This window comes from Clostridia bacterium, assembly GCA_017405765.1.
Lineage (GTDB): Bacteria > Bacillota > Clostridia > Oscillospirales > RGIG577 > RGIG577.
On sequence record JAFQZS010000027.1, the window covers coordinates 40943 to 67433 of the forward strand.

Annotated in this window: 24 protein-coding genes and 1 CRISPR repeat array (1 of these 25 only partly in view); of the genes, 17 read left to right on the forward strand and 7 right to left on the reverse strand. The window is 49.1% G+C overall.

Going from position 1 to position 26491, the window contains the following annotated elements; all coding sequences use genetic code 11:
* A CRISPR array of direct repeats spans positions 1-371; the repeat unit is 36 nt; unit sequence ATCTACAATAGTAGAAATTCAAAGGAGTTATCCAAC (it extends 46 nt beyond the left edge of the window).
* A gap of 135 nt (positions 372-506) precedes the next feature.
* The 4 genes from cas2 to cas12a are packed head-to-tail and all read right to left on the reverse strand — an operon-like array spanning position 507 to position 6056.
* The gene (gene cas2 / locus IJG50_04470; GenBank protein MBQ3379105.1) at positions 507-782 is read right to left on the reverse strand and encodes a CRISPR-associated endonuclease Cas2; all 276 of its coding nucleotides are present in this window, start codon (positions 780-782) and stop codon (positions 507-509) included.
* Complete coding sequence (cas1, locus tag IJG50_04475) at positions 779-1753, reverse strand: type V CRISPR-associated endonuclease Cas1 (protein ID MBQ3379106.1); 975 nt, start codon at positions 1751-1753, stop codon at positions 779-781. The genes cas2 and cas1 overlap by 4 nt, the downstream gene beginning before the upstream one ends.
* 12 nt (positions 1754-1765) lie before the next feature.
* Entirely contained in the window at positions 1766-2326 is a 561-nt protein-coding gene (gene cas4, locus IJG50_04480) for a type V CRISPR-associated protein Cas4 (protein MBQ3379107.1), read from the reverse strand.
* A 1-nt stretch (position 2327) separates the two neighbouring features.
* Positions 2328-6056: a type V CRISPR-associated protein Cas12a/Cpf1 gene (gene cas12a / locus IJG50_04485; GenBank protein ID MBQ3379108.1), complete on the reverse strand. Its 3729-nt coding sequence runs from the start codon at positions 6054-6056 to the stop codon at positions 2328-2330.
* A gap of 438 nt (positions 6057-6494) precedes the next feature.
* Between cas12a and IJG50_04490 the strand changes: the two genes are divergently transcribed.
* The 14 genes from IJG50_04490 to IJG50_04555 all read left to right on the forward strand — a co-directional run bounded on the left by IJG50_04490 (position 6495) and on the right by IJG50_04555 (position 19962).
* The gene (locus IJG50_04490) at positions 6495-8174 is read left to right on the forward strand and encodes a leucine-rich repeat domain-containing protein (protein MBQ3379109.1); all 1680 of its coding nucleotides are present in this window, start codon (positions 6495-6497) and stop codon (positions 8172-8174) included.
* Between the two features lie 197 nt (positions 8175-8371).
* A complete protein-coding gene (locus IJG50_04495) occupies positions 8372-8914 on the forward strand; it encodes an AbrB/MazE/SpoVT family DNA-binding domain-containing protein (protein MBQ3379110.1) in 543 nt (180 codons plus the stop codon).
* Between the two features lie 181 nt (positions 8915-9095).
* Entirely contained in the window at positions 9096-9545 is a 450-nt protein-coding gene (locus tag IJG50_04500) for a ribosome maturation factor RimP (protein ID MBQ3379111.1), read from the forward strand.
* Positions 9546-9568: 23 nt separating this feature from the next.
* Positions 9569-10633 (forward strand): transcription termination/antitermination protein NusA, encoded by a 1065-nt coding sequence (gene nusA / locus IJG50_04505; GenBank protein ID MBQ3379112.1) that lies wholly within the window; start codon positions 9569-9571, stop codon positions 10631-10633.
* Positions 10634-10651: 18 nt separating this feature from the next.
* Positions 10652-10918: a YlxR family protein gene (locus IJG50_04510; protein MBQ3379113.1), complete on the forward strand. Its 267-nt coding sequence runs from the start codon at positions 10652-10654 to the stop codon at positions 10916-10918.
* Positions 10919-10932: 14 nt separating this feature from the next.
* Positions 10933-11283 carry a ribosomal L7Ae/L30e/S12e/Gadd45 family protein gene (locus IJG50_04515; GenBank protein ID MBQ3379114.1) on the forward strand — a complete coding sequence of 117 codons (351 nt, stop codon included), beginning with the start codon at positions 10933-10935 and terminating at the stop codon, positions 11281-11283.
* On the forward strand, positions 11255-13612 hold the full coding sequence (infB, locus tag IJG50_04520; protein ID MBQ3379115.1) for a translation initiation factor IF-2: 2358 nt from the start codon (positions 11255-11257) through the stop codon (positions 13610-13612). The genes IJG50_04515 and infB overlap by 29 nt, the downstream gene beginning before the upstream one ends.
* A 21-nt stretch (positions 13613-13633) precedes the next feature.
* Complete coding sequence (gene rbfA, locus IJG50_04525) at positions 13634-14002, forward strand: 30S ribosome-binding factor RbfA (GenBank protein MBQ3379116.1); 369 nt, start codon at positions 13634-13636, stop codon at positions 14000-14002.
* Positions 13999-14961: a bifunctional oligoribonuclease/PAP phosphatase NrnA gene (locus IJG50_04530; GenBank protein ID MBQ3379117.1), complete on the forward strand. Its 963-nt coding sequence runs from the start codon at positions 13999-14001 to the stop codon at positions 14959-14961. The genes rbfA and IJG50_04530 overlap by 4 nt, the downstream gene beginning before the upstream one ends.
* Positions 14958-15830, forward strand: coding sequence for a tRNA pseudouridine(55) synthase TruB (gene truB / locus IJG50_04535; GenBank protein ID MBQ3379118.1), 873 nt, complete (start codon positions 14958-14960; stop codon positions 15828-15830). The genes IJG50_04530 and truB overlap by 4 nt, the downstream gene beginning before the upstream one ends.
* A 28-nt stretch (positions 15831-15858) precedes the next feature.
* A complete protein-coding gene (locus tag IJG50_04540; GenBank protein ID MBQ3379119.1) occupies positions 15859-16794 on the forward strand; it encodes a bifunctional riboflavin kinase/FAD synthetase in 936 nt (311 codons plus the stop codon).
* An 86-nt stretch (positions 16795-16880) separates the two neighbouring features.
* Positions 16881-17270: an SgcJ/EcaC family oxidoreductase gene (locus IJG50_04545; protein ID MBQ3379120.1), complete on the forward strand. Its 390-nt coding sequence runs from the start codon at positions 16881-16883 to the stop codon at positions 17268-17270.
* A 193-nt stretch (positions 17271-17463) separates the two neighbouring features.
* The gene (gene rpsO / locus IJG50_04550) at positions 17464-17727 is read left to right on the forward strand and encodes a 30S ribosomal protein S15 (GenBank protein MBQ3379121.1); all 264 of its coding nucleotides are present in this window, start codon (positions 17464-17466) and stop codon (positions 17725-17727) included.
* 156 nt (positions 17728-17883) lie between these two features.
* Complete coding sequence (locus IJG50_04555; GenBank protein MBQ3379122.1) at positions 17884-19962, forward strand: polyribonucleotide nucleotidyltransferase; 2079 nt, start codon at positions 17884-17886, stop codon at positions 19960-19962.
* Positions 19963-20199: 237 nt separating this feature from the next.
* Here IJG50_04555 and ung read toward each other — a convergent pair whose 3' ends face one another.
* From ung to IJG50_04570, 3 genes are read right to left on the reverse strand one after another with little or no spacing between them, the layout of a single operon-like run.
* Positions 20200-20868: a uracil-DNA glycosylase gene (gene ung, locus IJG50_04560; GenBank protein MBQ3379123.1), complete on the reverse strand. Its 669-nt coding sequence runs from the start codon at positions 20866-20868 to the stop codon at positions 20200-20202.
* A gap of 14 nt (positions 20869-20882) precedes the next feature.
* A complete protein-coding gene (locus IJG50_04565; protein ID MBQ3379124.1) occupies positions 20883-22409 on the reverse strand; it encodes a phosphomannomutase/phosphoglucomutase in 1527 nt (508 codons plus the stop codon).
* A gap of 31 nt (positions 22410-22440) precedes the next feature.
* Complete coding sequence (locus tag IJG50_04570; GenBank protein MBQ3379125.1) at positions 22441-23703, reverse strand: DUF1015 domain-containing protein; 1263 nt, start codon at positions 23701-23703, stop codon at positions 22441-22443.
* 240 nt (positions 23704-23943) lie between these two features.
* Between IJG50_04570 and IJG50_04575 the strand changes: the two genes are divergently transcribed.
* From IJG50_04575 to IJG50_04585, 3 genes are all read left to right on the forward strand, one after another.
* A complete protein-coding gene (locus IJG50_04575) occupies positions 23944-24174 on the forward strand; it encodes a hypothetical protein (protein ID MBQ3379126.1) in 231 nt (76 codons plus the stop codon).
* Between the two features lie 100 nt (positions 24175-24274).
* Positions 24275-25267 carry a hypothetical protein gene (locus tag IJG50_04580; GenBank protein ID MBQ3379127.1) on the forward strand — a complete coding sequence of 331 codons (993 nt, stop codon included), beginning with the start codon at positions 24275-24277 and terminating at the stop codon, positions 25265-25267.
* Positions 25267-26244, forward strand: coding sequence for an alpha-ketoacid dehydrogenase subunit beta (locus tag IJG50_04585; GenBank protein ID MBQ3379128.1), 978 nt, complete (start codon positions 25267-25269; stop codon positions 26242-26244). Before IJG50_04580 ends, IJG50_04585 begins: the two co-directional genes overlap by 1 nt.
* The last annotated feature ends 247 nt before the right edge of the window (positions 26245-26491 follow it).

Sequence of the window (26491 nt, forward strand, 5' to 3'; positions counted from 1 at the left end):
GGTAAGAATACTTGAAAATCTACAATAGTAGAAATTCAAAGGAGTTATCCAACCGTTATTGCGTAATTGTCGGCAATGGATCTACAATAGTAGAAATTCAAAGGAGTTATCCAACAATCACATATACAGACGAAGGAGGAGGAATCTACAATAGTAGAAATTCAAAGGAGTTATCCAACCTAGCAAACATCCTAGCAAATGCGCTAGATCTACAATAGTAGAAATTCAAAGGAGTTATCCAACAATGAAGTGAATACAGATAATTGGTATCATCTACAATAGTAGAAATTCAAAGGAGTTATCCAACCGTATACCGTACATTGCCCTTTGTATCGATCTACAATAGTAGAAATTCAAAGGAGTTATCCAACTCCTGCGTAGTCGGATCGCACATATTAAGCAATCCGGTTTTGTTTAACATACATAAAAATTTGGCTGTTTTTATTAGATAACTCCTTATATACATATTAAATCCCGCCATGAAGACCGAGGTTTGCAAATAATCCTTACGTTACTATTATCATATCACTTTCTTCGTTCCTTGCATAGCCGTATCTTACTATTTCACAATTCGGATTTAGTTTTATTATATATACGCTGTCCGTTTGATCAAAGGTCTTTAAAAACTTGTTGTCGATGTCGCTCATAATATTATTCAATATGCGCTCGCTGTTTTCGATTTGGAACACAGAGTATTGCAGACGGTAACCGAATTTGGATAAATACTTTGCAAATTTGGTCCGCTTTTTGTTGTCTGATATATCGTAGCTTATAATAATCACGGTTTTTGCCCTCCAAAATAAAAGACAGGATAATCCTGTATGTCCTTATGCCGCATGAATGCCCGGTAATAACTTTGAATATATAAATATATCTCCTCCCTGTTTTCAATAATGGGTTTGGCAAGCCATGCAGTGTATTCGGCGTTCTTCTCCCATTTGAGCAAATATTGCCCCTGCTTAACAATAAAATCGTCCTCTTTGCATCTCTTCAGGTTAATTGCTTTTCTCAGCTCGCTGTCTATAAGGGGCCTGAACGGTTCTACGATATCACATACGAGGGACTTTCTCATATAAAACTCCCTGTGCAGCACTCCGCAGTATGTATCAAAACCGTAGCAGCCAAGAAGCGCGTCGATATAAGAAAACAGTATCGTATATCCGATATCCAGAAGTGCGTTTATCATATCGCATTTGGTGCGGGGAGCACGCCTCTGCCAAAGCGTGTTGTTGAATATGGCAGGGAAATAAATCCGCGACGCGCTTCCTTCGAGCCCGAGTATCGTATGCAGAGTATCGGCGTTTGATATATTGTCTTCGTATTCTTTTAAAAGCGCTATCGCTTCCGTCTGCTTTTCGCTTTTTGTTCTTATTTTTGAAATGGCCAGCCTTTGATTTGCAATCTTGTTTTTAATCAGATGTCCGGCGATATCCAGTGAATCATACATATACTGCGCTCTGCGCAGCAGGGTATTGCCTTCAAGACGGGAGCCTATAACCTGATAGGGCTTCATACTGTGGGTGAGCAGTATGATGGAAAAACCGAATTTTTTTGCTCTCTGTATAAGCCCGCTTGTGATGCTTCCGCTTCCGATTGCAAAAACGGCGAATATTCGGTAACAGGTGCATTGAAATTTTATCTTTCCCTCGGCTGTTTTCACGACGAGATTATCGTTGGAGAACGAAAGCTTTTCTCCGCGGCTGAAAAAGACAAACAGAACTTGCTTTTTTGAAAAATCACCGGCTGAAATCATTTTTTTGCTCCTTCAATCCAATAACGACCTGTCGCAGAGAGGCTCGTATATGCAAGCCCTGCATTTGCTTTCGTTTGTTTGCTTATAATTCGATAAATCGAACGTTCGCAGACCGGTTATCGCCGCTTCAAACTTTACGAGCATATCTTTATCGTTTTCCGGAAGCTTTAAAGGATAGCGCTTATTGTCATCCAGACTGTAAAGATTGAGCGAATTTACCGTATATCCCATTTCGCGCAGCGCAAAGCATTGAGCGTACATCTGGAAAACGTAGCCGTCGTAAATAACGGAAATCTTCTTTTTTCGCTCAGTTAAAACGCCGTGTTTTTCGTCAAAGACATCGATCTTGCCGAGCAGGCCGTATTTTTCGCAGTAAACAGACTGCCCGCTCACTACGGCGGCGCGTGTCGAATACTTTGCTTCGTCTATGGTCTTATGAGCGTGAGTGCCGTTTATCTGCGCCTGCTCTTTGAAAGCAAGCGCATCACGGCTGCCGTAAAGATTATGAAAGTATATTGAGGCGGGGCAGAATATAAAATCATTTATCCAGGCAATCTGTATCGGCTCTTCCATCTTACTTAAACCTCGTTTGCACGTATCTCAGCCATTCGGCGTTCGATATCTTTGTCGTCCAGTCGCCGTAGCCTTCGGCGCGGTCTATCTGTTCAAGCACCCAAAGCCCCTTTCTCGCTATGTTGAACGCGCCGTTCGCGTCCGCGTCGGCGGGCAGTCCGTCCGCGCCCGCTTCGCTTGAGAAGAAAACGCCGTTCTCGTCGGCCACGGGCGAGAGGATAAAGTCGCGTCCGACGCTTGCCGAGCTGTATCTTAAAGCAAACACGAGCCTTAAGTCGGAAATGAGCTCGGCGAAGAAGCGGGCACCGTTTTGGTTAAGTATCTCTTCTTTAATATCGCCGCGCTTCCAGTCGATATCATTCCCGTCAAAGAGCGCCTTTAAGTGCTTCGTTACGTTTCGCGTCTCTACGCCGCCTTTGCTGTTATTAAGGCTGCGGTCGTATCTGTATCGTGTGTCGCCGTGTGTGCATACGGTCCATTCGGTGCGGGAACCGCGGGCCTTGTCCGTAAAGTCGTTGTAATCAAAGGAGAACTCGAACCAATCGCCGTCTGCGTTATACGATATGCTCTTGAATTTCGAGAAAAACGCCTTTGCCTTTGCGATATTTTCATATTTGGGCTTCAAAAGATCGGTAAAGCCCGTCACGGGGTCTATTTTGCTCGTGTTCCACGCCGGAACGTAGAAGATAAAGCCGCACTGCTTCTTAAGCTTTTCGAACGACTCGAATCTGCTCGTGAGCTGGAGCGCGTTGTAAAGTCCGCCCGGCTCGTTCTCGCCGCAGTCCTTTAAGACGAGATAGTTGAGCTTTTCGATAAGCGCCTTTTCGAAATTCTGATATACCTGCTTTTCAACTTTTTTTCGCGTATTCTTAAAGCCGCTGTTTAAGTCTTCCATAACGACTATGGCGTTGTACTTCACCATAAAGCGCGCGATATGCGAGACGGCCTGACTCATGTATCCGGCCTTCAGCTCTTTGATGCTTTCTATGGCTCCCCAGTTCTCGCGCGCAGCCTTTCTCTTTTCCTCGCGCTCGTCGAGTATTTTATGATACGGCGTTTCAAACGGGATTTCTTTTCCGCTTCGGTCCGTGTATTTTCCCGTTATCGTATTGAGGGAATACTGAATTGGCCTGCCTTTTTCATCCTTAACGACGCGGCCGCTTCTGTCTATCATTGAAATATAGAGCAGATTGCGTTCGCCGCGGTCTATGCCGATTATATTTACGCCCGGATTGTTTTTCAGGTACGTGCATACTTCGTCGTTTATGTCGCTTCGTCCGTTCGCCTTGAAATTCATCGTTATCGGCACGTGGAACAGGAACTTGTCGACCGTATAGCGTCTGTCTTTGATTATGTCGTAATCAAAGAGCGACGTTTCGCCTTTTTCCTTCGCGTTCGGGTTCTTCTTCTCTATCGGCTGTCCCTTTGGGTGCGTGACGTTCTTTGGAATTGACTTTTTGCGGTAGAACACCTCGGCCTCGCCGTTTAGCTTATATACGACGTCGGCAAGATTTTTTTCGTCGAACAGCGCGCGCCAGTACATCGTGTGGAGCGAGGGACGCCCCTTGCTGTAAGGCGAAAAGTCCTTGTTGTATATCTCAAAGAGATAGAGCTCGCCTTCTTTTACGAGAGAGTCAATATATTTTGCGTCTATGTTTTTATACGTTATCTTGTACCCCTGTTCGCTTACTTCACGGTAGAACGCGCTTATGTCGGCGTACGTGTCCGTATCTGAGAACGAGAAGTCGAATACGTCCCAACCTTCATATTTTGATATTGCTGATTTATAAAAATCAATAAGCTTGTGGCAGTCGGATATTGAAAAATGCTCACCTTTTGTGAAGCTTTTATTTTCTTTGATACTTATTATTTCATCCGACGCGCCGTGTTTTTTAGGGTTTTTTGTAGGGATGAGATTTTTCGGGAGGCTCATGTGTGGGTTGGGCAGCAGTTTGTACTGCACTTTTTTATATACGTCCGAACCGTCAGACCCTTTTACGTTCTCAAAGCTCTTATTATGCTTCTTGTCCATTATGCCGAGATAGTATTTGCCGTCTTTTATAAAGAGCAGGCCGAGATTAGCCTTTTCCTTACTCGTGTCCCAACCGTTGAGAAGGGTGCTGCTTGAAAAATTGAGCTTTATCTTTTCGGTGCTGTACGGCTTTTTCGTCGCGAAGTTGCGCACCTTGTCGTAAAGTCTCGTGACGGGCTCAAGATGCCCGTACAGCGGGTCGAACGCGCCGTAGAACGCATCGTTTTTCTTATATTCCGCATCGGACGGCACATAGAGCGGCTTTATGAAGTGATATAGCTTTAAAAGCGCGTCAAGCAACGCCTTTAAAAGCTCTCGGTCTTTCTGCCCGAGCTTACAGCCGTCCTCGCGCGGAGCGTTCAAAAGCGCGTCCGCGTTCTTATACGCCTCGACGAACGCGGTTGTCCTGTCGTCTGCGCCCGCCGCGAAATATCGGCTGACGAGCTTATCCCCGTTCGCCCGTACGCCGTACACGTCCGAGTCAAGCTTGCGCACGTATGCGTCAACGGCTTTTTCGACTTCCGCAAGGAGAATATACGAGGGATCTTTCCTTTTTCCCCGGCTCTCGCCGTCATCCGACCGATCTTCCCCGTAAACGGCGCGCGGGATTACGCTGTAATCGCCGAATATAGCGACGGAGATGGCGGTTATCGCGTCGCTTTTTACGTATAAATCGTCAAGACCGCCGTCCCGGAGCGCGGATAAAACGTCTTTCAATTCCGCAAGCACGCTTTTACCGTCCTTCTCTGCGGTAAGCTCCCGGCAGAAGCCGTTGACCGCGTCCAGAAGCGCGTCCGCGTCGTCGAAGGCCTCCGGGAGGAACGATACGCTTTCCCGGTCCGACAGTATCTGCTTTCGAAGCATCGTCATGAGCGGTAGCTTGTCCTTCGGATTTTTCTGATTATAGAGGTTTATATATACGTTTATTCCCTTAAACAGCGATTTGTCCGTTTTTTTGCCGCCGATGATGAGATTGTATTCGTCTATGCCGCCCTGCGTGAGAACGTTGTTATAGTTTTCGAGAGTGAATAAGTCGTTAAGTGCGCGCCTGTTCAAATATTCTCCCAATTCACCTTTAAGCGTTTCAAGCTCTGACGAAAGGTGAGGCCGGATAATCTCATATACGCGCATATTATTTATAAAGATGGGCAAATTCTCGTTTATCAGCCTGAACGCCACGGCGGTGGATTTTTTTTCGGCAGTGTACATATTCATGCGGTTCGTGTTAAAGCCCGTAAAATACGTCGTAAAGCTCTTGAAGCTTTCGTCAAAATACAGATCCGGGGCGTTTTTTTCTATCCACCCTTCAAGCTCTTTTTGTATAAGCTCTTTTTTGTTGAGTTGCTTATATTTTTTATTGTCGGTGAACGACGCAGCGATTTCCTTTCTCAAGGCAATTTTGACTGCGTCAAACGATATTTTCCATTTTTCTTCTTTGCGCTCGTCGGCAGACGACGTGTAAAGCCGATAAAAGGATTCGAGATTGCTCAGCGTAACGTTTGAGAGACATTCGTCTATAAAGCTTTTATGGTACTCGTCGATGGTCTTTTTCATTTTTTTATAGCTTTCGGCCAGGGCTTCGTCTTCGTCGAGCACATGGCGGGCTTCGATGTATTTTTGGGTCTCAGCAATGGGGATAAGGGCAAAGCGCAGTGTTTTGCTTTGCGGATATTTGCGGGTAAACTCGTTTAACGTCATAATTATAGATCCTCCTTTGATAATACTTACGTATACAATTAACGGTAAATCCGGCTTATCTTAATTTAAATTTTATTGTGTTATGTTATTGATGTCAAGCATTTTTAACAAAAAGTGTAAAAAGCGTCTGCTGCATAAGTGCGGCAAACGCTTTTGGGAACGTTGTTTACGGGCGTATTAAAAAAACCACATAACACAAATCTACAATAGTAGAAATTATAAATATATTATACCGCGCTTTTTTCGCATTTTCAACACCACATATCTGGCCAAATCAAAATCCCTTATGATCCGTTTCATTCAGCGATCCGCGTTTCTCACACGGCGGTCAAAACTCCCTCGCCGCGTTGACTTCTCTGGCGCTAAACGGTATAATTTTCTTGATAGGTCGTCTTTGGCCGAACAATTAAAAAGGCAAAGAAAAGGGACGTGACTGCGATGAAAAAGCTGATAAAATTATTGGGCGCCGTCTGTTTTATTGCCGCGCTGAGTGCGGCGATCACGGCGTCGGCATCTGCCGCGGACTTGATCGACAGCGGCTTTTGCAGCTGGGATTACGAAACCGGAGAGTGGACGACGGACGTTTCATGGTCGCTGTCTTATGACGGCGTGCTGACAATAAGCGGCTCGGGCGATGTGCGCGGTTATATGGATCCGGGCACATGGCCGTGGGACGCATACCATAAGGATATAAGATCGGTAGTAATAAAGCAGGGCGTAAAGAGCATAGGAGTTATATTTATGGAGCCGGAGGGAGAAGATTATTACACGGGCCTTACGTCGGTCTCGCTCCCCGCGTCGCTTGACTACGATATAGCGGATGAGGCAAGCGCCGGCTTTCGCCCGTTTCGGGGCTGCCCCAATCTGAAAGAGATAAGCATAAATCCCATGAACAGAGACTTCGCCTCTGTGGACGGCGTTGTATACGACAAGGGAAAAACCTCGCTCTATCTGTGCCCGGCGGGAAAGGAGAGCGTAAGTATTCCCGCAACGGTTAAGTCCATTCATTTTTATGCGTTTGAGGGCAACGATCACCTTACCAGCCTAACCATACCCGACAGTGTGGAGACCATATACGGCCGGGCGTTCAAGGACTGCACCGCCCTTGAGAGCATAAAGATAGGAAAAGGACTTAAAACGTTCTACAATTCGCCTTTTGAGAATATGCCGAGTCTTAAAAGCATCGCAGTTGATGAGGGGAACACGAAGTTTTCCTCGCTCGACAACGTGATATACAATAAGGACAAAACGGCTGTTATATATTGCCCCGAGACAATAACGACCCTCAGACTGCCCGCGACGCTCACACAGGAGCCGTCGATCGATAATACGAATATAGAACGCTTTGAGATAGACGAGGCAAACGAGACGTTTTCTGTCGCCGACGGCATCGTTTACAGCAAGGACATGAAAAAGATAGTGCGCTGTCCCGTTAAAAGAAAGGGCGAGGTCGCGATACCTAAGGGGGTAACGGAGATAGGCGAGAGCTGCTTTTCGGAGTGCGGCGAGATTACTGCCGTTCTGATCCCGGACAGCGTAAATGAGATAGGCTATTCGGCCTTTGAGAACATGAGCGCGCTTGAGAGCATAGTGATACCCGACGGGATAACGAAGATAGGCGGCTGGTTCGGAAGATGCACAAGCCTTAAGACGATAACCGTTCCGGCAAGCGTTTCGCAGTTCGGGTATGCCGCGTTCATGTGGTGCGACAGCCTGACGGACGTTTATTTTTTGGGAGACGCCGAGGCGTGGGAGGCGCTTACGGAGGATCTTAGCCCGAGCGCAGACGCGAATCTTTTGAACGCCCGCGTTCACTTTGCGGCGGACGAGATAAGGGATACGCCCGTAGGAAATATAAAGCTTGAAAAAACAGACGCCGGAAGCTGCGTGACCCTGACCGTTGATTTCTATAACGGAAGCGCCGCGGCCAAGGCCTGCGTAGCCCTATATGACGAAAGCGGCCGCATGACGGATGCGGCGCTCGTGACGCTGCCGCAAAACGGCGCCGTGACAAAGACCGTAAAAAGCGCGTCGGACGTGCGCGAGGCGAAGGTGTTCGTTCTGGACGGCGCGTTTCTGCCGCTTTATGAACATTCCGAAGCCGCCCTGACCGACTGACAAAGCCGCATCGAGAGTCAAAAATTATAACGGAGAGCCGTTTATCCGCGCCGGTAAGCGGCTCTTTTTATGATTTTGGAGTATGCGGACGAACATGTTTTTTGTCGCCCGTCAAATCAAGATCCTGCATAATTCGAGAAAACTTACAGATACTACACTTGAAACGTCGGTTTTAAAATGTATTATTGGAGGAAAATATGAAGGCAACGGGTATCGTAAGACGGATAGACGACTTAGGCCGCATCGTTATACCAAAGGAGATAAGGCGCACGCTTCGCATACGCGAGGGCGATCCGCTTGAAATATTCACCGAAAAGGACGGCGAAGTAATATTTAAAAAATACTCGCCGATAGGCGAGCTTGCGCCGTATGCGCTTGAATACGCCGAAACGCTTGCAAGGTTTCTTAACTGCGCATGCGCCGTGTGCGACCGCGACAACATCGTGGCGGCGGCGGGTCCGGCGAAGCGGGATATTATAGACCGCCGCGTCTCCGGCGCGCTTGAGGAGTTTATGAGCCAGAACAGAACGTACAGGCGGGAGCGCACGGATGAGAGACTGCCGGTATGCGACGCGTCGGATAAATACTGCGTCGCCGCAGCCGCGCCCATATGCACCATGGGCGACGTGATAGGCGCAGTCCTTATGATCGCGTCGGACGACAAGGAAACGCCCGACGATACGGATCACAAGGTGATCTGCGCGGCTGCGGGCTTTATTTCGAGGCATATGGAGAGTTAGACGGTAAAAATATTCGTTTTATGCATAAAAAGACGCTAAAAAGGCTTGCAATTTGGTTTTTTGTGTGTTAAAATGCCAATAAAGATAGTAGTAGTCAAAGAGTGGGTCGTTCCCGCTCTTTGTTTTTGTAACAGAAATTTTCGGACGGTGCAGCTTGAAGAAAGATCAAGGTAAAAAAAATATAGCAAAAACAGTTGAAGCGTGGGCTTCGCCTATTGCAGAGTCTTTGGGGCTTTATGTGTGGGATGCGGAGTTTAAAAAGGAAGGCGCGGATTGGTTTTTGCGCGTATATATCGATTCAAACGAGCGAGGCATATCTACGGACGACTGTGAGGCCGTGAGCCGTGCGCTTGAAGAGATACTTGACCGCGAGGACCCGATAGAACAGGCGTATTTCCTTGAAATATCCTCTCCCGGTATAGAGCGTGTGCTTTCGCGTCCCGGGCATTTTATGAAATATATCGGACACGACGTAAGCGTAAAGCTTTATTCCCCGATAAACGGCCGAAAGGCGTTTACGGGCACGCTCCTTTCGTATGACGACGGCACGGTCACGGTCCGTGCAGGCGACGAGGAGATAAGCTTTGACGTTTCAAAGGCGGCCCAGATAAAGCTTGACATAATATTCTAAGTAAAAGATCACGGGGGAAAATCATGAACAGCGAGTTTTTTGACGCCTTAGACATGCTTGAAAAAGAAAAAGGCATAAAAAAATCTTATATGCTTGAAAAGGTACATGCCGCGCTTACGAGCGCATTTAAAAGAGACTTCGGCTCGGATAACGTAGTAATAGTTTTGGACGATGAGAAAAAGGAAGTCAAAATGTACGCCTCTAAGGAGGTAGTGGAGGAAGTGGAAAACCCGTCCACACAGATAAGCGTGGAGGATGCGCAGCTCATCGCCAAAAAATACGGCGTGGGCGACACGGTGCAGATAGAGATAAAACCGAAGAATTTCGGCCGCATCGCCACCGGCGCGGCAAAGCAGGTAATAATTCAGGGCATACGCGAGGCGGAGAGAAGCATGGTGTACGACCAGTTCGCGAACAACGAGCATCAGGTGCTTACCGCCGTAGTAAATAAGATAGATCCGAAAAACGGCAACGCCACCATAGAGCTTAAAAAGACGGAAACGCTTCTTTTAAAGTCGGAGCAGATACCGGGAGAGGTATTGCGGGAAAATCAGCGCATAAAGGTATATGTGATAGAAGTTAAGCGCGCAGCAAAGGGCCCCGTCGTTGCAGTTTCGCGCACGCATCCCGGCCTTGTAAAGCATCTTTTCGAGCTTGAGGTGCCCGAGATATACGACGGTACCGTGGAGATAAAGAGCGTTTCGCGCGAGGCGGGCAGCCGCACTAAGATAGCCGTGCTTTCGCACGATGAAAACGTGGACCCGATAGGCACCTGCGTGGGACCGAAGGGAACGAGAGTGGCGAATATAGTTGACGAACTGGGCGGCGAAAAAATAGATATAATAAAGTATTCCGACAATACAGACGAGTATATTGCAAGCGCGCTTGCTCCGGCGAAGGTGCTCTCCGTAGGCGTGGACGCCGAAGCGAAAAGCTGTCAGGTAATAGTACCGGACGACCAGCTGAGCCTTGCAATAGGCAAGGAGGGACAGAACGCCCGCCTTGCGGCTAAGCTTACCGGATGGAAGATAGATATAAAACCTTTGAGCGCTATAAGAGAAAAGTATAAAGATGAGCTTAACTTTTAAGCTTTGAAGGAAAAATATATGAAGACGAAAAAAATCCCGCTTCGCATGTGTCTCGGCTGCGGCGAAATGAAGCCGAAGCGCGAGCTTATCCGCGTCGTTAAGAATAAGGACGGCGAGCTGTTTTTGGACCTCACCGGCAAACAGAACGGACGCGGCGCCTATATATGTAAGAACGCCGAATGTTTTGCAAAAGCAAAAAAGGCGCGCCGCTTTGAGCATAAGCTCGAAGCCGCAATACCCGAAGAGGTATACGAGCGCTTGCAGCGCGAGCTTTCGCAGGAATAAAAAGGAGACCTGCCATGAGCGATAAACTGATTGGATTTATATCGATCGGCATGAAAGCGGGCGCATATACGTTGGGCAGCGATATGACGGAGCGCGCCGCGCGCGCGGGAAAGGTGCACCTCATTCTTTTATCCTGCGACGCATCGGCAAATACAAAAAAGCTTGTTTACAATGTTGCAAAGACAAAAAATATAGAAGTGATAGAGCATTACGACATGGATACGTTGGGCGGCGCCTGCGGAAAGCCGCAGCTTTCCGTGATCGGAGTAAAAAACAAGGGGATAGCCCGACAGATCATTTTATTGTACGCAAAAACTGTTAAAGGGGGGACGCTTGATGACAGATCAGAAATACCGAGTTCATGAGGTAGGCAAGGATTTTAATGTTTCAAGCAAGGAAATAATGACTCTTTTAGAGTCCTTCGGGAGGCCGGTAAAAAATCATATGACGGCGCTGTCTGAAGACGACTTGAACCTTATTTTCGATTATTATACTCAGAAGAAGAAGGTGGAGAGTCTGGACGCATATTTTGCCTCCTTCCGCGATAAGAGCGCGGAAGAATCTGTGCAGACGCCGAAAAAGGACGCGCCCGAAGAGACTAAAAAGGACAAGGGCGACAAAAAAAGCGCGCCCGAAGAGACTAAAAAGCCCAAGGCGCCTTCAAAGGAGACCCCCGAACAAAAGGAGCAGGCTCCCCAGCAGCAAAAGCCTGCGGGGCGCTTTGAAAAGCGTTATATAGACACAAAGGGCGCCGACGTTAATTTGGGCAAGTTCGACGAGCGCCTTGAGAATCTCGCACCCGAGCGCGCAAAATCGTTCAACCCCGGAAAACAGAAAATAAAGAAGGGCGGACAGATGGGTCGCGGCAAGAAGCCTCAGCGCTTCGACCGCGCAGCCGAGGAAGAAAAGCAGAGACGCATAAAGGCGATGGAGGCAAAAAAGCAGCCGCTTAAGGTAACTATACCCGAAGAGATATCTGTAGGCGAGCTTGCGCAGCGTCTTAAAATCTCGAACGCCGAGATAGTAAAGAAGCTTATGATGCTCGGCATCATGGCGTCGGTATCTCAGGTAATAGATTACGATACGGCGGCGCTTGTATCGGAGGATCCGGGCGCGATAGTTGAAAAGGAAGTTGTCGTTTCGATAGAGGAGCGCCTTTTTGACGATTCGGAGGATCCGCCGGAGAGCCTTGTTCCCAGAAGCCCCGTAGTAGTCGTTATGGGTCACGTTGACCACGGCAAGACTTCGCTTCTCGACGCGATAAGACATTCTAACGTAACGGACACCGAGGCGGGCGGTATAACGCAGCACATAGGCGCTTACAGAGTTGAGATAAACGGACAAAAGATCACCTTCCTTGACACACCGGGACATGAGGCGTTCACTGCCATGCGTCAGCGCGGCGCACAGGTCACCGATATAGCCATACTCGTAGTTGCCGCCGACGACGGCATAATGCCTCAGACGATAGAGGCCATAAACCATGCGAAGGCTGCCGGTGTAAATATAATAGTTGCCATAAATAAGATCGATAAAGAGGGCGCGGATCCGGAAAGAATAAAACAGGAGCTCACCGAATACGACCTTCTCCCCGAGGAATGGGGCGGAGATACGATATGCGTTCCCGTTTCGGCAAAAAAGCGCGAAGGTATCGATACGCTTCTTGAGATGGTGCTTTTAGTTGCGGAGATGAAGGAGCTTAAAGCTAATCCGAACCGCAACGCAAAGGGTACCGTCATAGAAGCGAAGCTCGACCGCGGACGCGGCCCCGTTGCGACGGTCATCATTCAGAACGGTACGCTCAAGCTGGGCGATGTTGTTATCGCGGGCACTGCGGTAGGCCGTGTGCGCGCAATGGTGGACGAGAACGGCCGGAAGGTACAGAGCGCAGGCCCCAGCGTGCCCGTTGAGATAGTCGGCTTTTCCGATGTTCCTACGGGCGGCGACGAGTTCTACGGCGTAAATGACGAAAAGATGGCGCGCGAGCTTGTTGAGCAGCGAAAGGAAGCGCAAAAACAGGAGACGTTCAAGTCTGTGCCGAGAGTCACGCTCGACGATTTGTTCAATCAGGTAAAGCAGGGCGAGGTAAAGGACTTAAATCTTATAATAAAGGCAGACGTTCAGGGCTCTGTGGAGGCCGTGAAACAGTCGCTTGAAAAGATATCTAACGACGAAGTGCGCGTGCGCTGCATACACGGCGCGGTAGGCGCGATAAACGAATCGGACGTAATGCTTGCATCCGTATCGAACGCTATAATAGTCGGCTTCAACGTGCGTCCCGACGCCGGTGCGAGAGCTTCGGCCGAGGCGCAGGGAGTAGACATACGTCTTTACCGCGTAATATATACGGCGATAGAAGAGATAGAGGCCGCAATGAAGGGCATGCTTGCCCCCGAATACAAGGAAGTAGTACTCGGTACCGCCGAGGTGCGTCAGGTGTTCAAGATAACCGGCGCGGGCACCGTAGCCGGCTGTTATGTTCAGAGCGGCAAAATAGTAAGAAACGCGCAGTCGCGCATAATACGCGACGGCATAGTCGTACACGAGGGCGAGCTCGGCTCCTTAAAGCGATTTAAAGACGACGCAAAGGAGGTCTCCGAGGGCTTCGAGTGCGGCATAACGATAGAACGCTTCAACGATATAAAGGAAGGCGACGTTATAGAAGCCTACGTTATGGAAGAGATAGAGCGCTGACAGAGCGCCAAGGAGAAAAACATGGCAAGACATCGCACCGACCGCATAAACGAAGAGGTAAAGCGCGAGCTTTCCGCTATACTGCGCGAGCTTCGCGACCCGCGCATACCGGAGCTTCTCAGCGTAACTTCGGTCGAGGTTACGCCGGATCTCAAATTCTGTAAGGCATATATAAGCCTTTTCGGACGCGAGGATGTAAAAACAATAATGAAAGCTTTGAATAATTCGGCGGGATACGTAAGGCGCGAGCTCGGCGCGCGCGTAAAACTCAGGAACGTGCCTCAGATCTCGTTCGTGTTTGACGATTCGATAGAGCACGGCTCGAAGCTTTTAAGCCTTATAAATTCGCTTGAAATACCCGAAGAGGAGCAGGGCGAGAACGAAGAATGAAAGTAACTTTTGATACCGTATGCGAGTTTTTACGCTCAAACGACAATTTTATAATACTGACCCACCGTGCGCCCGACGGCGATACGCTGGGCTCTGCATACGCGCTCGAGCGTGTGCTCAGAAAGACGGGCAAGACGGCATATGTGAAAAACTGCGACCCCGTGCCGAAGAAATATATGTTTCTTTCACAAGGCGCCGCCGATTTGCCCGAAGGCTTTGCGCCCGGCTTTATAATAGCCGTAGATGTGGCGGAAAACGCCATGCTTGGCGCGCTTGCGCCCGTATATGAGGGCAAGGTCGATCTTTGCATAGATCACCACATATCAAATTCCGATTATGCTCGCAGCACATATGTCGACGCAGACGCGGCGGCAACAGCCGAAATAATATTTGGGCTTTTAAAGGCGCTTAATGTATCGCTGGATACGGAGATCGCAAAGCTCATCTATACTGCTATAGTTACGGATACGGGCAGCTTCAAGTTTTCCAATACGACGCCGCATACCCTTATGACGGCTGCCGAGCTTATCTCTATGGATTTTGATTTCAACGCCATACAAAGAGAGCTTTTCGACCTTAAAACATTTGAAAGGCTTGAGCTTGAAAAGCTCGTTTTGTCTACACTGAAGCTTTATGAAGGCGGAAGCGTAGCTGTGATACATGTTACCGACGAGATGCTCATAAAAAGCGGCACGACTTCGGAGGATATGGACGGGCTTGCTCAGATACCGCGCAACATAGAGGGCGTGCGCGTAGGAATAACGATGAAGCAAAGCGGTGAGAACGGCTGGCGCGTAAGTATGCGCTCAAGCGATGTGAACGTGTCCGAAGTATGCAAATGCCACGGCGGCGGCGGTCATCCCCGCGCGGCAGGCTGTGAAGTGGATGGCGGGCTTTCGGAGGCGAGAGAGTCGATACTTTCCACGATACGCCGCTTTATGCAAAAAAAAGACGCATGACAGATTACGTTTTAAATATAAACAAGCCCGAGGGCTTTACGTCGCACGACGTTGTGGCAAAGCTGCGCGGAATTCTTAAAACAAGGCGCATAGGCCACTGCGGCACGCTTGACCCGATGGCGACAGGAGTGCTTCCCATATGCGTGGGAAAAGCCACAAAAGCGTCGGACTTTATTATGGGCTTTGATAAGGAGTATATCGCTTCGGTGCGATTCGGATTTACTTCCGATACGCAGGACATAACGGGCGAGGTAAGAAAAACGGGAGCTTCGCTCCCTTCGCGCAGCGAGGTGGAGGCGGCGCTTTTAAAATTCACGGGCGAGCTTTTACAGACGCCGCCCATGTATTCGGCAATAAAGATAGGCGGACAGAAGCTTTATACGCTTGCCCGGCGCGGCATTGAAGTTGAACGAAAAACGCGCGCCGTAACGATAAAATATATCGACATTTTATCGGCGCACGAAGAAAAAGGAGAATATATCCTTAAAATAGGCTGCTCAAAGGGTACGTACATACGCACTCTCTGTCATGACATAGGAGAGTATATCGGCGCGGGCGCGCTTATATTCGCGCTTGAGCGCACAAGAACGGGAAAGTTTACGTTGGAGCGGTCCGTAACGCTTGACGATGTGGAAGCGGGCGATTATTTAAAGGGCGCATACGCTCTGTCGGAGATCTTTTCCGATTATCCCGCGGTCTTTGCAGACGAGGCGTGCGCGCGTCTTATAAAGAACGGCGTCAGACTGTCTGCCGAGAGACTTTCGGCGTGCGAGGGCGAAACGTATGCCGTATATGAACAAAACAACGAACTGATATGCATCTCGCATGTTGAGGACGGCATACTAAAAATGATAAGAGGTTTCTATTAACCGATTTACCGTAAGGAGTGCATCGGCTTTGGTGGTTTTCAATTCAGATATAAAAAGACTGCCCGAGGAATACCGAGGCGGCACCGCCGCTTTGGGATTTTTTGACGGCGTTCACATAGGACATGCGTGTCTTATACGAACGGCTATGGACAAGGCAAAACAAAAGGGCAAAGCGGCTATGGTATATACGTTTGATATTTCTCCGAAGAATTTCGGCGGCAAGTCTGTCGTGTCGGAGATAACGCCGCTTGAAATAAAAACCGAGGTGTTGTCCGATACAGGGCTTCAGGCAGTATATATAGACAGCTTCAGCGAACAATTAAGAGGCATGTCAGGAGAGGACTTTGTACGCGAGGTGCTGCATGAAAAGCTGGGCGTTTCTCATGTGGTGGTCGGCTTTAATTACCGTTTTGGACGTAAGGCCGCCTGCGGCGGAGACGAATTAAGAGAATACTGCTCGCGTTTCGGCATAGGCGTAAGTCAGCTTCCGCCGCTTTTTGCCAAGGACAATACGCCCGTATCAAGCACGCTCATACGTTCTATTATTAAAGAGGGCGATATGGAAACGACGGCAAAGCTTTTGGGCAGGCCGTTTTTCATAAAGAGCCGCGTGGTACACGGTCAGCAGATAGGCAGCGCGATGAAGATAAAGACGATAAATCAGGAGTTCTCGCAAAATACGATAATTCCGGCGACAGGCGTGTATATAACGCGCGCCGTTATTGGAGAACACGAGTATAAGTCTATAACGAACGTAGGAACGCGCCCCACCGTAAATTCGGGCAGCGACGTGCGCGCGGAGACGCATATACTTGATTTTGACGCCGATATCTACGGGAAAGAAGTTCGCGTGGAGTTTTTAAAGTATATACGGGAGGAGAAAAAGTTCGAGTCTTTAGATGCGCTCAAAGCGCAGATATTGAAAGATACGAATGCGGCGCTTGATTATTTTAAAAAAGACTGACGGAAACATATAGACGATATCCCCGCCGTTTTTATCGCGGCGGGGCTTTTTTGAAGCCTGAAAACAGATGTGAAGGAGTGACGACGATGAACAGCGAAATAAGGGCGCTTATAGCGGCCGCAGACAAGGCTATACGCGAGGAGCGGTTCGACGACCTTATGAGCTTTTATACCGACGACGCCGTGCTTGTCGTACGCCCTGGCCTTGAGGCGCGGGGAAAGGCGCAGATCAAAGACGCTTTTATTAAGATCGCCGCTTATTTTAAAAACAGCATCGTGCCTGCGCAGGGCAAAATGATCATGATAGAAGCGGGCGATACCGTGCTTGTGCTGTCGCAGACTTTGCTTCAAGCCGAGAACAGCGAAAAATCAGAATACCCGATGGAGAGAAGAGCGACTTATGTATACAAAAAAATAAACGGCAATTGGCTTTGTGCAATAGACAATTCATACGGCACGTCTCTTATTGACGATTAGTATGATAAAAAACTTTTAATTATTGAGAAAAAATATATTTACAAGATGAAAGTCTTATGATATCATATCTAATGTTGCTGACTTAGGCAGCCTGCCTTTTTCTGAGTTGCGGGACTAAAGACGCCATCGCGTGCTTCACCCGCCCGCTACCCGGATCTGCGGCATTATTTTAAATTTCGGAGGTGAAACTATCATGGAAAAAGAGTTAAAGACGAGCATTATCGCCGAGAACCGTCTGCATGAGACGGACACGGGCTCGCCGGAGGTGCAGATCGCCATTCTTACCGAGCGCATCAACCACCTTACCGAGCATTTAAAGGTCCACAAGAAGGATAATCACTCGCGCCGCGGCCTTTTAAAGATGGTTGGTAAAAGACGTAATCTTTTGAACTATCTCGTTAAGACCGATATAGAGAGATACCGCGCGATTATCCAGAAGCTCGGCATAAGAAAGTAATTTTACTGCTTAAGAACGAAAAAAACCGCGCGCTACGCGCGGTTTTTTTCTAAACTCACAAAAAGCGAGGGTCGAGAATAGAAGAGAACGGACGCGCGCGTCCGCTGTCTTCTGTTTTCTGCCCTTGCATATTAAAAAAATAACAGGAGGGCAAAAATGGAAAGAATATTCGAAACAACCATGACCGGAAGAAAGCTCGTCGTTGAGACCGGCAAGATCGCACAGCTTGCAAACGGCTCGTGTCTTGTACGTTTCGGTGATACCGTTGTTCTGGCAACGGCGACCATGTCGCAAAAACCGCGCGAGGGCATAGACTTTTTCCCCTTGAGCGTTGATTTTGAGGAGCGTCTTTACTCCGTCGGAAAGATCCCCGGCGGCTTTATCAAGCGTGAGGGACGTCCCTCCGAAAAGGCGATACTCGCATCGCGCGCGATAGACAGACCCATACGTCCGCTTTTCCCGAAGGATTTGAGAAACGACGTTTCCGTAGTCATCACCGTGCTTTCGGTAGACCAGGACAATTCGCCCGAGATCGCGGGCATGATAGGCGCGTCGGTCGCTCTTTCTATATCCGACATACCGTTCGGCGGCCCTGTGGCGGGCATCCACGTAGGTCTTATCGACGGAGAATATGTGTTCAATCCCAATGAGGAAGAGCGCGCAAAGTCGGATATGCTCGTAACGGTAGTAGGCACGGCAGAGAAGGTAGTTATGCTTGAAACGGCAGCAAATCAGGTTCCAGAGCAAGTTGTTATAGACGGCATACTTGCAGGCCATGAGGAAGCCAAGAAGACGGTAGAGTTCATAAATTCCATCGTTTCGGAGATAGGCAAAGAGAAGATGCCGTTCACGCCGGTGGAGGTCGATCACGACATATACGAAAAAGTTAAGGCATATGCTCAGGACAAGGTGAAATACGCGCTCGACACGCCCGACAAGAACGTCCGCGAGGAAAGACTGAAGGTCGTATTCGACGATATTATAGAGAATTTAAGCGAAGAGATAGAGACGCTTTCTGAGGTGCTCGACGACGTTTTATACAAGCTTCAAAAGGAGATAGTGCGCCGCTGGATGCTCGACGAGGGACGCCGCGTTGACGGACGCGCGATCGACGAGATACGTCCGCTCTCGGCTGAGGTGGGACTGCTCCCGCGTACTCACGGCTCCGGCCTCTTTACGCGCGGTCAGACGCAGGTGTTGACCGTTGCGACGCTCGGCGCGGTAGGCGAGCAGCAGATGCTAGACGGCATAGACAACGAGGAGTTCAAGCGCTATATGCACCATTACAACTTCCCGTCGTTCTCGGTAGGCGAAACGCGCCCTTCGAGAGGCCCCGGCCGCCGCGAGATAGGCCACGGCGCGTTGGCGGAAAAGGCGCTGTTGCCCGTTATTCCCGATGTTGAGACGTTCCCCTATGCGATAAGGCTCGTGTCCGAGGTGGTCTCGTCGAACGGCTCCACTTCCCAGGGCGCTATCTGCGGCTCCACGCTTGCGCTTATGGACGCGGGCGTTCCGATACTCGCTCCCGTAGCCGGAATTTCGTGCGGACTTATGAGCGAGGGCGACAAGTGGATAACGATGACCGACATACAGGGTCTAGAGGACTTCTTCGGCGATATGGATTTTAAGGTGGCAGGCACGAAGAAGGGCATTACGGCAATTCAGATGGACTTAAAGAACGACGGACTTACTCCCGAGATAATAACTAAGGCCATTTATCAGACGCGCGACGCGAGATACCGCATACTCGACGAGGTAATGCTTCCGTGCATACCCGAGCCGAGAGCCGAGCTTTCAAAGTACGCGCCCAAGATGTTCACCATGACTATCCCCGTAGATAAGATACGCGAAGTTATCGGCTCCGGTGGCAAGGTCATACAGAAGATAGTTGCCGACACCGGCGCGAAGATAGATATAGAGGACGACGGTAAGATATTCATTGCGGCGGTAGAGCCCGGAAGCGGCGAGCGCGCTATGGAGATAATAAACGCCATCGTGCTCGACCCCGAGGTAGGCAAGACGTATTCGGGCAGAGTAACGCGTCTTATGACGTTCGGCGCGTTCGTAGAGATCGCTCCCGGCAAGGAGGGCCTCGTACACATCTCGAAGATGGCCGACAAGCGCGTTGCAAAGGTAGAGGACGTTGTAGCAGTCGGCGACGAGGTGCGCGTAAAGCTTACGGAAATAGACAAGCAGGGCAGAATAAATCTTTCGATGAAAGATGCGGATAAATAACACGGGATCAAAAAGGCGGCAGGGAGCCGCCTTTTTTGCGTCAAATCTCCTATTTAAAATTATTTTCTTGCTTTCAAAGTAAGAAAAAGATACTTGAAAAGGAACCTTAGAACCTTGGTTCTAATGAAGCACTGCGCCTCTCGTGAGAGGCATACGCGCAGGCGCAGCATATGAAAAACTTCAGGCGCATCGGCGCACAAAAGCGCATAAAATATAAAAAGCCGTATTCGCGGCTTTTTATATTTTATCCCATAATATTTCTTTTCCGCCGTGCGAGCTCAAAAATTCATTAGCACGCACGAAGTGACCGCAGCCGAAAAATCCGCTGTGAGCTGAAAGCGGGCTTGGATGCGCGGCTTCCAGCACGAGATGACGGTCGTTTAATATAAATTCGCGCTTTGCGCGCGCATGCGCGCCCCAAAGCATGAAAACGAGCGGCCTTTCGCGCTCAGAAAGCGACCAGATTATCCTGTCCGTAAGATGCTCCCAGCCGAGCTTTTTATGCGAGGCAGGCTCATGCGCGCGCACCGTGAGCGTTGTATTAAGAAGCAGTACGCCCTGACGCGCCCAGCCGGTAAGACAGCCTGTTTTGGGCATTTTCAGCCCCGTTTCCGTTTCGATCTCTTTAAAAATATTTACAAGCGAAGGAGGAGGCTTTATTCCGTCCGGTACGGAAAAGCAGAGTCCGTGCGCCTGACCCTCGCCGTGATACGGGTCCTGCCCGAGTATCACCACGTTTGTATCGCCGTAGGAAGTGAGTTTAAGCGCGTTGAAGATATCGCCCATAGGCGGAAAAACGGTCTGAGTTCTATACTCCTGCGCCAAAGCGGTGCGAAGCTTTTTGTAATAGCCCTTGTCAAACTCTCCCGAAAGCACATCGTCCCAGTCGTTGCCTATATGTACCACCTGAAATCACCTCGTCAGTAATTAAGAAGCGGCGACGTATCTACATAAGGGTAAGCTTTCAAAAACTCTGCCATACGGTGTGCAATCTCGCGCACGCCGCCCTCGTTGTCGGTTTCTATATTAAGCGGCAAAAGCGGATCGTGAAGCGACATGCGTATGAGCAGCCAGCCCTGCGCCGAAATATCGGAAAACGATACGCGAACGCCCTCATAAGAGTTTTCGGCTACATCATAGCCTGACTTATGCGCATATTCTTCAAAATCGTGGAGCACCTTTGATGCGCAGCTTTTGAAATCTTCGTCGGATATCTTTAAGCGAAATTCCTTTGCCTCTTTCGCTTCCTTTAGATCTGATATAAGCGAATCTATCGTTTTGCCTTTCTTAAAAAGACGGGAGGCTTCAATTATTATTTTTACGGTGAGATATGCTCCGTCGTCGAGGAAGAAATTTTCTCCCAGCGCGCAATGTCCCGACGTTTCTATTGCAAGCTCGCACTTAAGACCGGCGCGATTCAGGCGAATAGCTTCGTTGATAACGTTTTTATATCCGCGCTTGAAGCGTTTGTGCGTCATTTTAAGATCGCGTTCGAGAAAATCCGTAAGCTTGTCCGACGTTACGGAGTCGGTGACTACTATGCTGTTCGGGCAGTACGTTGAAACGATAGACGCCGCAAGAGCGACGATGGCGTTCCTGTTTATAGGACGGCCGTTCTTGTCTACTGCGGCTGCACGGTCAACGTCGGTGTCGAAAATAAGTCCCAGGTCGGCGCCGTTTTTCACAACAGCACTGCATAAGGCGTCCATGGCCGCCGCATTTTCGGGATTTGGTTCGTGATTCGGGAACATTCCGTCAGGCTCAAGATAGAGGCTCCCCTCTGTATCGGCGCCCAGCGGATCCAAGACCTTTTTTACAAAAAAGCCTCCTGCGCCGTTTCCGGCGTCAACGATTATTTTAAGGCCCTTTAAGGGATGCTCACGATCGAGCGCGCCGACGCCGTCCTTTATCTTTTCCCTGAGAAAACGGCAGTAGCGGTCCATAAGAGGCATGAAAGCGGGAGTAAAGCTTTCATCGGGAGCATATGACGACGAGTCGTCTTCGGCAGCCGAAATAAGCTCCTTTATATCGTTTTTTTCAAGTCCGCCGTGACTGTCAAAAAATTTCATGCCGTTTCTGTTGTATGGCAGATGACTTGCGGTTATCATGATCGCGCCGTCGGACCCAAACTCCTCGAAGACCGTTGACATGAACATGGACGGCGTGGAGGAAAGCCCCGTATAAAAACCGTTTGCGCCCGTGCTGATAATGCCTGAGATCACCGCTTTAGATAATGGGATAGCCGTTATACGCGAGTCGTGTCCCACATATATTGAGATCTTCGACAGATCCTTCCCTGTGCGCCGAGATAAGAATACCGCAAAGGCGCGCGCCAGACTGTATGCAGCCTGCGGCGTAAAATTTGCCTCTTTGTTTTCATCAGATACGCTTACTCCGCGTATATCGCTGCCGTTTTGAAGATCAGAGTATTTTGCCATAAGTACCATTCCTTTGCTTTGCGAAAAAAGTGTGCGGCGTCTATTTTATCCTGCGGCATTCAAGGTAATACCGCTTGTCCCACGCTTCTCCCATGGAAAATGTCTTTCGGGGAAGCGCGCCGTCCTCTATAACTGTGGGGAACAGATCGCTTTTATATACTTCGGGGAGTATAAAGCCCACATTTTCGGGCTTTTTTGAATGCACACGCACTACGGTCTTGCCGTGTATGTAATCCACCTCGCCGCCGTGAGCGGCGGTGTAAGCGTCCAAAAAATTCTGAAGCGAACCGACGCACAGCTTTGAAGTAGGCTTTGTAATGGAAACGGTGTGAGGTTCGGTATTTATTATATATGTAAAAGTCTGTTCTCCGTCTCCTTCTATAAGGCCAAGCGCCTCGGTCATCTCTCGCACAAGATCTTCTGTATCTGCGCCGAAAAGCACGCGGTGTATCGGCTCGAAGACAAGCGCCTTCGAGTGAAGGTTCACCACTTCGACAAGCGCATACCTTGCGGGATGGCTGGCAGCCGCTTCGTTTCCTATTTCGGCCTTTAAGTTTTCGTAGCACTGCTTTGCCGTTGCAAGCGAATGGTTCCCGTCGCCCATTGCAAACAAAAGCACGCCCTTGTTTTTGGTGTTGTATTTCTTTTCAAACGTCTCCGGGTCGGCAAGCTTTGACAGAGCGGCCTCTATTCGTTCAGACTCGTTATCGTCTATAAGCCAGCCCTCGACCTTGCCGCCTTTTAACATGAGGTCGGTCGAGTACACTTTTTTGAGCGCGTTCTTTTTTTCCGCCAGCGGCTCTATAACGCTGCCGTCGGGGTCGTCTACGAGCACCATTATGTGCGGCGACTCAATGGAAGCGTTTTTTCTTATTTTTACGCGCGGCGGTATACGCTCCACCACCGTGCCTTCGGTGGCGCGCACAAGAGTTTCGGAGCCTTCCCGAAAATCGTATTCCTCGAGGTCGAGCGCGCCTATTATACCTGCGCGCACAGCGCCGGATTCGAGCGTGCGTTCCGTGTATATATAGCTTTGTTTGTATTCGGTGAAAATGTTCTTTTTAAGATACTTTTTCATCGTGCGGTTAATAAGCGAGATGCGCTCGTCTGCATTGTCGTCTTTTAAATATATCTCGGGGAAGGTTATATGAAAGGCGCTGGGGATCCCCTCGGTGTTTTTAGCCACCTCTTCCCAATATGCCGGCTCGGAGGTATACTGATCGCATGCCACGACGCACCACTTCTTTAGAAGGTCTTGCCTCGGCACAAGTATATCCGCGCGGGAAAAACCGATTTTAGTCATGATCTCTTATCTTCCTTTTTATGCGTTAAGTTATATGATATCATTTATATAATACATGATATCATAAAAAAAGTACATATGCACATAAAAAGTCGTTTCCTTGCATATATTAGCGGGGGTAACCCGGTGCTACTACTAAAGCAATAAAAATTTTTAGTAAAAAAAGCAGTATAATACTTGAAAAATAAAACCTATGGTTGTACAATATTCATATAAATTATAAAGGAGGATGTATTTACTATGACTCAGGTAATAGTTCCCACCTTGGGACAGACCAATCTTGATGTTACAATTGAGAAGTGGTTCAAAAATGTGGGAGATGCGGTAAAGGAAGGCGAGCCGTTATACGAGCTTTCTTCCGAAAAGCTCACTCAGGAGATCGAAGCTCCCGTATCCGGTACGCTTACTAAGATCTACAAGCAGGTTGGCGAAACGGCTGCAAACGGCGATCTTCTGGCTGAGATAGAATAATCTTTGTATTAACTGTCGGCCATATATTGAAGATGTTTGGCCGCATTAATAATTATCGGCGCAAACGCCGAGCAAAAAATAATTGGAGGTGCATTCTTTTATGAATCTTTCAAACGAACAGCTGCTTGAAATCTATGAGTATATCAACTATGCAAGATGCATGGGCGAGAGACTCGAGTACTTCATCAAAACCGGTAAAATCCTCGGCGCTATCCACCTGCCGAAGGGTCAGGAAGGCTTACAGGCCGGCCTTATCATGACGCTTATGGATGCAAGAAAGAACGGCATCAAGATAAACACCAATCCGCATACGCGCGACCAGGCTCTTATGTCGAAGCTTATCGGCCTTCAGCCCTACGCTGACGAGATGCTCTGCAAGACTTCCGGTATAAACGGCGGTACTTCGGGCGAGTATCACATGACCTGCGTAGAGAGGGGCTTCCTTCCCGCACAGGGCGTTCTCGGTCCGGTTTGGGGCCAGAACGTTGGCTACGCTTGGGCTTTAAAGGATCAGGGCAAGGACAACGAAGTTGTTTGGGGTATTTACGGTGACGGCGCTTCCTCGCGCGGCGACGCTTGGGAAGCTATGAATATCGCAGCACTTTACAAGGTACCGATGGTATTCATCGTTGTTAATAACGGCTGGGCAATGGCTAACCCGGTTGAAAAGGAAGCTCCCGTACAGGATCTTTCGCTCCGTGCACAGGGCAGCGGCATGAGAGGTATCACCGTTGACGGTAACGACCCGATCGCCGTTTTCGAGGCAATGGTAGAGGCTAACAAGCTGGCTATGGGCGGCGAGCCGAACCTCGTTGAGTTCAAGGTAACGAGATGGGGCGGCCACTTCTTAGGCGACAACCAGGAAGTTTACAGAGATACTTCGTTCTTAAAGCATCTTGACGAGATCGACCCCGTTCTCAACTATCACAAGAAGCTCCTTGCTATGGGCATAGTTAAGCAGGAAGATTTACAGAGAGTTCACGACGAGCAGGACGCCATCATCTTAAAGGCTTACGAAGAAGGTATGCAGAAGCCCGCTCCGACCGTTGACGAGATCTGCGATCCTAACAAAGTATACGGAGGTGCATATTAATGGCTAAGGTTTCCAACATGAAAGCTATTAATTTAGCTTGCTTTGAAGAATTTGCGCATGATGATAAAGTTATCGTAATCGGCGAGGCCGTTGGTAAGAAAGGCGGCGCTTGGGGTTACTTCACCGGCCTTGAGGCTAAATTCGGCGCTAACAGAATGCTCGACATGCCTATCGCAGAGCCCGCATTCTGCGCATTCGCTTGCGGCACCACGCTGGCAGGCTACAGACCGATAGTTGAGTTCATGTTCGCAGACTTCGTAACGATAGGTCTTGAGAATATCATGAACATGGCTGCAAAGCAGAGATACAATTCCGGCGGCGTTAACTCCTGCCCGATAGTATACTTACTGCCCCAGGGCGGCGGCGCTTCCGGTTCTCAGCACTCCCAGAGCGTTGAGGCTTGGATGTCCAACATGCCCGGCATAAAGATCGTTGCTCCTACGTTCCCCGGCGATATGAAGAAGTACCTCCAGGCTTCCATTCGCGACGACGACCCGGTCGTATTCATATTCCAGAGAGCTATATTCGGTCTCCAGGAAGAAGTTCCGGACAATCTGCCCGTTCCCGGCAGCCTCCTGAACGCTTCGAGAGTAGTTAAGGAAGGTACCGATGTTACTATCGTTGCTTACCAGCGCGCTCTTATCAACTGCATCCAGGCAGCTAAGGAGCTCGAAGAAGAGGGTATCTCCGTTGAGATCATCGATCCTATCGTTCTTCGTCCTCTCGACACCGCTAAGATGTTTGCATCCGTTAAGAAGACCGGCAGATGCCTCATAGTTCATGAAGCACCGAAGATCGGCGGTTTCGGCATGCAGATCTCCGCTCTCATCGCTGAGAACTGCCTCGCTGACCTTGCTAAGCCTATCGTTCGTCTGGGCGGTAAAGAGCAGCCGATAGCATTCGGTAAGGCATGCGACCTCTACATGTTCCCGAAGGTAGAAGAGATCAAGGCTGAGATCAGAGCACTCGTAAGATAATCTATCTTAATAAAGACGTATAGAATGCAGAACTTTTGTTCTGCATTCTATTTCTAAAAGCGTATTGTAATTGTTTAACACGAAAATATAGAGAATTACAGTGCGGCTTTAAAATAAAATCCACTACGTGAGGAGGCAAACTAAATGAATGTAAAGTTCGACTTTTCCGGCGATATAGTTGTGATAATCGGCGCAGCAACGGGTATAGGCAGAGGAACGGCTCTTGAATTTGCAAAGGCAGGCGCGA